The organism is Kitasatospora sp. NPDC059747 (genome assembly GCF_042732955.1).
GTDB lineage: Bacteria > Actinomycetota > Actinomycetes > Streptomycetales > Streptomycetaceae > Kitasatospora.
On record NZ_JBHWGV010000211.1, the window covers coordinates 1 to 8125 of the forward strand.

An 8125-nucleotide genomic window follows, 5' to 3' on the forward strand; every position below is an offset into this window, starting at 1 on the left:
CGGCCGCTGCCGCACCCGGCCCCGCCGGGCGCCTGCTGCGGGAACTCACGCCCGCCCCGCCCCCCCCGGCGCAGGACGCTCCGGCGGCGCGGCAGGACCTTCGGGTCCCGCCGGGCCGCCGTGCTTCTCGGCTGGTGCCGTGGCCGGGCGTCGCAACACGGCGGACCTGTCCGGCCACGGCACTAGAGTGATCCACATGCTGGTAGCCGCCGCCGTGTGCCCCTGTCCGCCGCTGCTCGTCCCCGAGGTCGCCGCCGGGGCGGCGAGCGAACTGGACGCGCTGCGGGCCGCCTGCGACGAGGCACTGGCGGCGCTGGTCGCGGCCGGGCCTGAGCTGGTCGTGGTGGTCGGCGCCGGGCCCGGGGCCGAGGTGTGGACCGAGGGCGGGGCGGGCTCCTTCCGCCGCTACGGGGTGCCGCTGGTGGCCAAGCTGCCGGGCGGCCGGGTCGAGGGGCCGGAGCTCGCGCCCTCGCTGACCGTCGGGGCGTGGCTGCTGGAGCGGGCCGGGGTGACCCTGCCGACGCACGCCTGCGCCGTGCCCGAGGACGCCCCCGCCGACCGCATGCTCGGGCTGGGCCAGGGCCTGGCCGGGCTGGCCGACCGGGTCGCCCTGCTGGTGCTCGGCGGCGGCAGCGCCTGCCGCACGGTGAAGGCGCCCGGCTACCTGGACGAGCGCGCCGAGGGCTACGACGCGGCGCTGGCCGCCGCCCTGGGCTCGGCCGACCTCCCCGCCCTGGCCGCGCTGGACGCCGCCCTGGCCGCCGAACTGAAGGCCGACGGCCGGGCGCCCTGGCAGGTGCTGGCCGGCGCCGCCGAGGGCGCCGGCCTCACCGCGCGGCTCGGCTACCAGGACGCGCCGTACGGCGTCGGGTACTTCGTGGCGTCCTGGAGCTGATCACCGCCGCACCCGCGCTCAGGCGTGCGGCGCCCGGCCGTTGCCGCCGGTTCCCTCCTCGCCGGGCTCCGGCTTGTGGGCGAAGTCGTCGACCGCGCCCTTGGCCTTGCTGGCACCGTGCTCGATCTTGTCGCTGTACTTGCCCTTGGTCGCCTTGTCGATGGCGCCGCCGGCCTTGTCCACCATGCTGTCGATCTGGTCGTGGTGCTTGCCGGCGAGCTCGCTGGCGCGCTCCTTGAGCTCCTCGGCCTTGCCCTTGAGGTTGTCCATCAGGCCCATGGCGATCTCCTTCTCTCCCTGTTTCCTGCCCAACGTCCGGGAGGGGTAAAGCGTTCGCAAACCGGACCAGGGCCTGGAAACAGCCGGAAACAGTCATATCGTCGCGCAATCGGGGGCGGGAGGCAGCCCGGTGCCCGGTCCCACGGCGGTTTTGCGAGACTGGAGCGGTGAGCAGCTCCCGCACCGTCCAGCCCCCCGTCGTGTCGATCGTCGGGGCGACCGCCGCCGGCAAGTCCGACCTCGCCGTGGCCGTCGCCCGCAGCCTCGGCGGCGAGATCATCAACACCGACTCGATGCAGCTCTACCGGGGCATGGACATCGGCACCGCCAAGCTCACGACGGACGAGCGGGGCGGGATCCCGCACCACCTGATGGACGTCTGGGACGTCACCGAGGCCGCCAGCGTCGCCGAGTACCAGCGGCTGGCCCGCGCCGAGATCGACCGGCTGCTCGCCGCCGGGCGGGCCGCGGTGCTGGTCGGCGGCTCCGGGCTGTACGTCCGGGCGGCGATCGACGAGATGGAGTTCCCCGGCACCGACCCGGCCGTCCGCGCCCGGCTGGAGGCGGAGCTCGCCGAGGCCGGCCCGTACGCGCTGCACCGGCGGCTGGCCGGGCTCGACCCGGCGGCGGCCGAGGCGATCCTGATCGGCAACGGGCGGCGGATCGTCCGCGCGCTGGAGGTCATCGAGATCACCGGGCAGCCGTTCACCGCCAACCTGCCGAGCAACACCGCCGTCTACGACGCCGTGCAGATCGGCGTCGCGGTGCCGCGCCCCGAGCTGGACGAGCGGATCGCCCTGCGCGTCGACCGGATGTGGGAGGCCGGGCTGCTCGACGAGGTGCGCGCGCTCGAACGGGTCGGGCTGCGGGAGGGCAGGACCGCCTCCCGGGCGCTCGGGTACCAGCAGGTGCTCGACCACTTCGCCGGCGAGTGCACCGAGGACGAGGCGAAGGCCGAAACCGTGCGGGCCACCAAGCGCTTCGCCCGCCGCCAGGAGTCCTGGTTCCGCCGGGACGACCGGATCCACTGGCTCTCCCGCCCGGCCGGCACCGACCCGGTCGAGCTGCTGGAACGTTCCCTTGAGCTGATCGGGCGTCAGCGCGCGTCGGCCGCGTAGGCGGGATCCGGCCACTTCGGCGGTGCAGCTGCGCGAGCACGTGGCCGTGCAGGACCAACCGGGGGTTACGGCCCGATCACGTGATGGCCACGGATCACCCGCCGACCCCGGAGAGGCCCGGAACGCACCTCTGGACATGCCATCATCGGTGTCATAAGGGTCGGCCCGGGCGGGCCGGCCGTACCGGCCGCGAGTCCGCTCGTGTCGAACTGTCAGGGGAGGCCGTGTGTCGACGGGTACCGGCCCCGAGTCCGGCCAGAGCGGGAGCGTCACCGCACCGGCCGACGAGTTCGACGAGTCGACGATGGGTGACCTCCCCGTGCTGACCGGCCTGGACGCGCCCACCTCCTACGCCGTCGCGCTGCCCACGCTGGACACCAGCGGCCCGGCCGGCGCGGTGCACGAGCGGGAGATCCGCCCGCGGCGCCGGCTGCGGTGGTGGCAGACGCTGCCGATCGCGCTGCTCGGCACCCTCGGCTCGCTGATGTTCAGCTTCCCGCTCGCCTTCGGCTCCGCCGGGGCGCGGGCGACCATGGTCGGGATGCTCGGCCTGCTGCTCACCGCCGCCTCGGTCGGCTGGGGCGCGATGGCCGCCCGGCACGCCGGGTACAAGTGGCCGGGCCTGCCGCGCCGGGGCTCCGGGAAGCGGGCCGGGTGGAAGGCGATCGTCGTCTACACCCTGATCGCGCTCGCCGCCTGCGCCCTCGCCGTCTGGCGGGTCGCCCACCTCCGCTAGGGCCGAGGCACCAGCCCGACGGGCCGCCCGCCCCGACCGGCCTCCCGCCCTCCTCAGTACCATCGGGAGGGTGAGCGCATCCTCTTCGCAGCCGGCCGGCATCCCCTTCCTCAAGGGGCACGGCACCCAGAACGACTTCGTCATCGTCCCCGACCCCGACGGCCGGCTGGCGATCGGCCCGCAGGCCGTCGCGGCGCTGTGCGACCGGCGGGCGGGCATCGGCGGTGACGGCCTGCTGCGCGTGGTGCGCTCCGCCGCCGAGCCGGCCGCCGCGGACCTCGCCGACCGGGCCGAGTGGTTCATGGACTACCGCAACTCCGACGGCAGCATCGCCGAGATGTGCGGCAACGGCCTGCGGGTCTTCGCCCGCTACCTGGTCGAGGCCGGCCACGCCGAGCCCGGCGAGATCTCCGTGGCCACCCGGGCCGGGGTACTGACCGCGTGGGTCGCCGAGGACGCCGAGGACGGCACGGCCGGCGAGATCACGATCGACATGGGCCGCGCGAGGCTGCCCGGGCCGGACGGCATCGAGGTCGCCGTCGGCGAGCGGCGCTGGCCCGCGCTGAACGTCAACATGGGCAACCCGCACGCCGTCGCCTTCGTCGAGAGCCTCGACCACGCGGGCGACCTGCTGCGCCCGCCGCTCACCAGCCCCGAGGGCGCCTACCCCGAGGGCGTCAACGTCGAGTTCGTGGTGGACCGCGGGCCGCGGCACGTCGCCATGCGGGTGCACGAGCGCGGCTCCGGCGAGACGCTGTCCTGCGGCACCGGCGCGTGCGCCGTCGCGGTGGCCTCGATCCGGCGCGACGGCCTCGACCCGGCGGTCACCGGCGAGGCGGCGACCTACGCGGTGGACCTGCCCGGCGGGCGGCTGACGATCACCGAGCACCCCGACGGCCTGGTGCAGATGACCGGCGCCGCGGTGATCGTGGCGGCCGGCGAGATCGACCCCCGGTGGTGGGCGGCACTGACCGGCTGAGGGCCCGGTTTGCCCATTTCGTACGGTGACGAATCCCCCCGATCGAGTGATACCGGTCGCAGAGGGGAAGCGAGGCATCGCGCAACGTGCTGTGCTCGGTAGCATGGATCACCGGGTCGGCGCCCCTCGTCGGGGCGGCCGCCGGTGACCGTCGCCGGAGGTGCCATGACCATCGAAGCCGGACAACCGCTCGGGCCGCCGACAAGCACGCGGCAGGCCGGGGTCCTGCGGCCCCTGGGCGGCCTCGGCCGGGCCGCGCTCGGCCGCGCCGGGCGGGCCGCCCTGCTGGCCACCGGCCGCCAGCCGGTGCCGGACGCGCTCGAACCGCTCGTCCGGGCCCACCGCGGGCACCATCCGCAGGCCGACCTCGGACTGCTCGCGCGCGCCTACCGGCTGGCCGAGGCCAGCCACCGCGGGCAGAAGCGCAAGAGCGGCGAGCCGTACATCACCCACCCGCTGGCCGTCACCATGATCCTGGCCCAACTCGGCGCCGGGACCACGACGTTGGTCGCCTCGCTGCTCCACGACACGGTGGAGGACACCGAGTTGACGCTGGATCAGGTGAGCGCCGGGTTCGGGCCCGAAGTCGCCTACCTGGTCGACGGGGTGACGAAACTGGAGAAGGTCGACTTCGGCGCCGCGGCCGAGGCCGAGACCTTCCGCAAGATGCTGGTCGCCACCGGGGACGACGTCCGGGTGATGGTGATCAAGCTCGCCGACCGGCTGCACAACATGCGCACCATCCGGCACATGAAGCCGGCCAGCCAGGTGCGGATCGCCAAGGTCACCCGGGACGTGCTGATCCCGCTGGCCGAGCGGCTCGGCATCCAGGTGCTCAAGGCGGAGCTGGAGGACATCGTCTTCGCCACCCTGCACCCCGAGGAGCACACCCGCACCCGCACCCTGATGGCCGGTCACGAGGGTGAGCCGGACACCCTGCTGGAGCCCTTCGCGCGGCTGCTGGCCCGGCAGCTGGCCGAGACCGGGGTCGCCGCCGAGGTCACCGTCCGGCCGCGGCACTGCGTCTCGCTGCACCGGGTGCTGCTCAAGCGGGCCGCCGCGCCCGGGGCGGACGGGCGGCCGCAGGGGCCGCAGCCGGCCGACTTCGGCCGGCTGCTGGTGGTCGTCGAGGAGAACGCCGACTGCTACGCCGTGCTCGGCGAGCTGCACACCTGCTGGACGCCGCTGCCCGGCGAGTTCAAGGACTTCGTCGCCGCCCCCAAGTTCAACCTGTACCAGTCGCTGCACACCGCGGTCGCGCTGGAGGGCGGCGCGGTGGTCGAGGTGCTGGTGCGCACGCGGCGGATGCACGAAGTGGCCGAGACCGGGGTGGTCGCCCTCGGCGACCCGGAGCCCGCCGCCGCCGTCCAGGACGCCGACGAGCTCGACCGCACCGACCCGGCCAGGCCCGGCTGGCTCAGCCGGCTGCTGGAGTGGCAGCAGGAGACGCCCGACCCGGACGCGTTCTGGTCGGCGCTCACCGCCGACCTGGCCGGCGACCGGGAGATCACGGTCGTGACGGAGTGCGGCGAAACGCTTCAGCTGCGGGCCGGCGCCACCTGCGTGGACGCCGCCTACCTGCTCGGCGAGGACACCGGGCACCGGTGCATCGGCGTGCGGGTCAACGGCCGGCTCACCGCGCTGTCCACCGTCCTCCAGGACGGCGACCTGCTCGCCGTGCTCACCGAGACCGTGCCCGCCGGGGCCGGGCCGCGCGCCGCCGAGCCCTCCGGGCCCGCGCCCGAGTGGCTCGCCCACGCCCGCACCCCGGCCGCCCGCCTCGCCATCGAGCGCTGGCTGGCCGACCACCCGGCCCGGCTGCCGGCGGTCCGCACCGGCCCCTCCGCCGGGCAGCCCGCCCCGCCGGCGCACCGCACCGCCGAGCGCCGGGCCGCCCCGGTCGCGGTGGCCGGGCGGCCGGGGGCGCCGGTACGGCTGGCCCGCTGCTGCACGCCGGTGCCGCCGGACGAGGTGACCGGCTACCCGATCCGCGGCGGCACCGTCGCCGTGCACCGCACCGGCTGTCCGGCGGGGGAGCGGATGCGGACCGCCGGACGCGGCACGCTGGAGGTCCGCTGGCGGGCCGACGGCACCCCGGCCGACGGCTACCGGGCCACCCTGCGGGCCGAGGCCCTGAACCGGCCCCGGCTGCTCGCCGACCTGACCGCGGCGATCTCCGCCGAGGACGTCGGCATCGTCTCGGCCGAGGTCGAGCCGCCCCAGGAGCTGCGGGTGCGGCACACCTACACCGTCGAGCTGCCCGCCCCGGCCGCCCTGCCCGGCCTGATGCGGGCCATGCTCCGGGTCTCCGGCGTGTACGACGTCAGCCGCCCGCACGCCCCCGAGGACGGCACGGCCGGAAGAAATGGGGGTGACCGGCCCGCGCCGGGCGTGGGACCATCGAGGGGAATGCGCGGCAGGTCCACGGCGTTCACCGGGCAGAGGAGCTCCGGTACCGTCCACGGGCCGTCGCCGAAGCCACCCAGCGACCAAAGGACAGAATGACCTCCACGTTCGACACCCGCGACCCCGCCGACGCCCCGCGCCGCCTCGACGGTCTGCGAGCGGAAGCCCTCATGGACGAGGACCTCGCGGCCATCGACGAGGACCTCGGCCGGCACTACGACGGAGACCAGTACGACCGCAGCGAGCGCGCCGCGCTGCGCCGCGTCGCCGGTCTCTCCACCGAGCTCCAGGACGTCACCGAGGTCGAGTACCGCCAGCTCCGCCTGGAGCGCGTGGTGCTCGTCGGTGTCTGGACGGACGGGACGCTGGAGGAGGCGGAGAACTCGATGGCCGAGCTCGCCGCCCTCGCCGAGACCGCCGGCTCCGAGGTCCTGGACGGTGTGATCCAGCGCCGTGACAAGCCCGACGCCGCGACCTACATCGGCTCCGGCAAGGCGAAGGAGCTGCGCGACATCGTCGCCTCCACCGGCGCCGACACCGTCGTCTGCGACGGTGAGCTCACCCCCGGCCAGCTGATCCAGCTGGAGGACGTGGTCAAGGTCAAGGTCGTCGACCGGACGGCCCTGATCCTCGACATCTTCGCCCAGCACGCCAAGTCCCGCGAGGGCAAGGCGCAGGTCTCGCTCGCGCAGATGCAGTACATGCTGCCGCGCCTGCGCGGCTGGGGCCAGTCGCTCTCCCGGCAGATGGGTGGTGGTGGCTCCGGCTCGTCCGGCGGCGGCATGGCCACCCGTGGCCCCGGTGAGACCAAGATCGAGACCGACCGGCGCCGGATCCGCGAGAAGATGGCGAAGCTCCGCAAGGAGATCGCCGACATGAAGAAGGGCCGCGACACCAAGCGCCAGGAGCGCAGGCGCAACCAGGTGCCGTCGGTGGCCATCGCCGGGTACACCAACGCCGGCAAGTCCTCCCTGCTCAACCGGCTCACCGGGGCGGGCGTCCTGGTGGAGAACTCGCTGTTCGCCACCCTGGACCCGACCGTGCGCCGGGCGCAGACGCCCAGCGGGCGGGTCTACACGCTGGCCGACACCGTCGGCTTCGTCCGGCACCTGCCGCACCACCTGGTCGAGGCGTTCCGCTCCACCATGGAGGAGGTCGCCGACGCGGACCTCATCCTGCACGTGGTGGACGGTTCGCACCCCGAGCCGGAGACGCAGCTGGCCGCCGTGCGCGAGGTCATCGTCTCGGTGGACGCGCAGAACGTCCCCGAGATCGTGGTGATCAACAAGGCGGACGCCGCCGACCCGCACGTGCTGCAGCGCCTGCTGCGCCGCGAGCCGCACGCCATCGTGGTGTCGGCCCGCAGCGGCGCGGGCATCGAGGAACTGCTGAAGCTCATCGACGACGAGCTGCCGCGCCCGGCCGTCGAGGTGCGGGCCCTGGTGCCCTACACCCAGGGCGGTCTGGTCTCCCGGGTGCACGCGGAGGGCGAGCTGCTCTCCACCGAGCACACCGGCGAGGGCACGCTGCTGCACGCCAAGGTGCCGGTCGAGCTGGCCGCGGAGCTGGAGCGCTTCGCGGTGGCCCTGCGGGGCTGACCGGCCCCTCGTGACGGGGGGGGGGGGGGGGGGGCCGCGGGGGGGGGGGGGCCGCGGGGGGGGGCGCGGCGCGCGGAGGGTGGCGCGGCGCACACACACAGACACGCGGAGACG

The 8125-nt window shown here is 75.0% G+C and carries 7 protein-coding genes; 6 read left to right on the forward strand and 1 reads right to left on the reverse strand.

What is annotated here, in order from left to right; translation table 11 throughout:
• Positions 1-196 precede the first annotated feature (196 nt).
• Positions 197-895 carry a hypothetical protein gene (locus ACFV4G_RS42240; protein ID WP_380448749.1) on the forward strand — a complete coding sequence of 233 codons (699 nt, stop codon included), beginning with the start codon at positions 197-199 and terminating at the stop codon, positions 893-895.
• 18 nt (positions 896-913) lie between these two features.
• On the opposite strand, the gene ACFV4G_RS42245 is transcribed toward ACFV4G_RS42240, so the two are convergent.
• Positions 914-1174: an antitoxin gene (locus ACFV4G_RS42245; protein ID WP_380448751.1), complete on the reverse strand. Its 261-nt coding sequence runs from the start codon at positions 1172-1174 to the stop codon at positions 914-916.
• A gap of 167 nt (positions 1175-1341) precedes the next feature.
• Between ACFV4G_RS42245 and miaA the strand changes: the two genes are divergently transcribed.
• The 5 genes from miaA (at position 1342) to hflX (ending at position 8011) form a co-directional block, all read left to right on the forward strand.
• On the forward strand, positions 1342-2292 hold the full coding sequence (gene miaA / locus ACFV4G_RS42250; RefSeq protein WP_380448754.1) for a tRNA (adenosine(37)-N6)-dimethylallyltransferase MiaA: 951 nt from the start codon (positions 1342-1344) through the stop codon (positions 2290-2292).
• 226 nt (positions 2293-2518) lie between these two features.
• On the forward strand, positions 2519-3028 hold the full coding sequence (locus tag ACFV4G_RS42255) for a hypothetical protein (RefSeq protein WP_359964880.1): 510 nt from the start codon (positions 2519-2521) through the stop codon (positions 3026-3028).
• Between the two features lie 70 nt (positions 3029-3098).
• Entirely contained in the window at positions 3099-4007 is a 909-nt protein-coding gene (gene dapF, locus ACFV4G_RS42260) for a diaminopimelate epimerase (protein WP_380448757.1), read from the forward strand.
• Positions 4008-4172: 165 nt separating this feature from the next.
• Positions 4173-6512, forward strand: coding sequence for a RelA/SpoT family protein (locus ACFV4G_RS42265; RefSeq protein WP_380448759.1), 2340 nt, complete (start codon positions 4173-4175; stop codon positions 6510-6512).
• Positions 6509-8011, forward strand: a complete 1503-nt coding sequence (gene hflX, locus ACFV4G_RS42270; RefSeq protein WP_380448761.1) for a GTPase HflX — start codon at positions 6509-6511, stop codon at positions 8009-8011. Before ACFV4G_RS42265 ends, hflX begins: the two co-directional genes overlap by 4 nt.
• Positions 8012-8125: the final 114 nt, after the last annotated feature.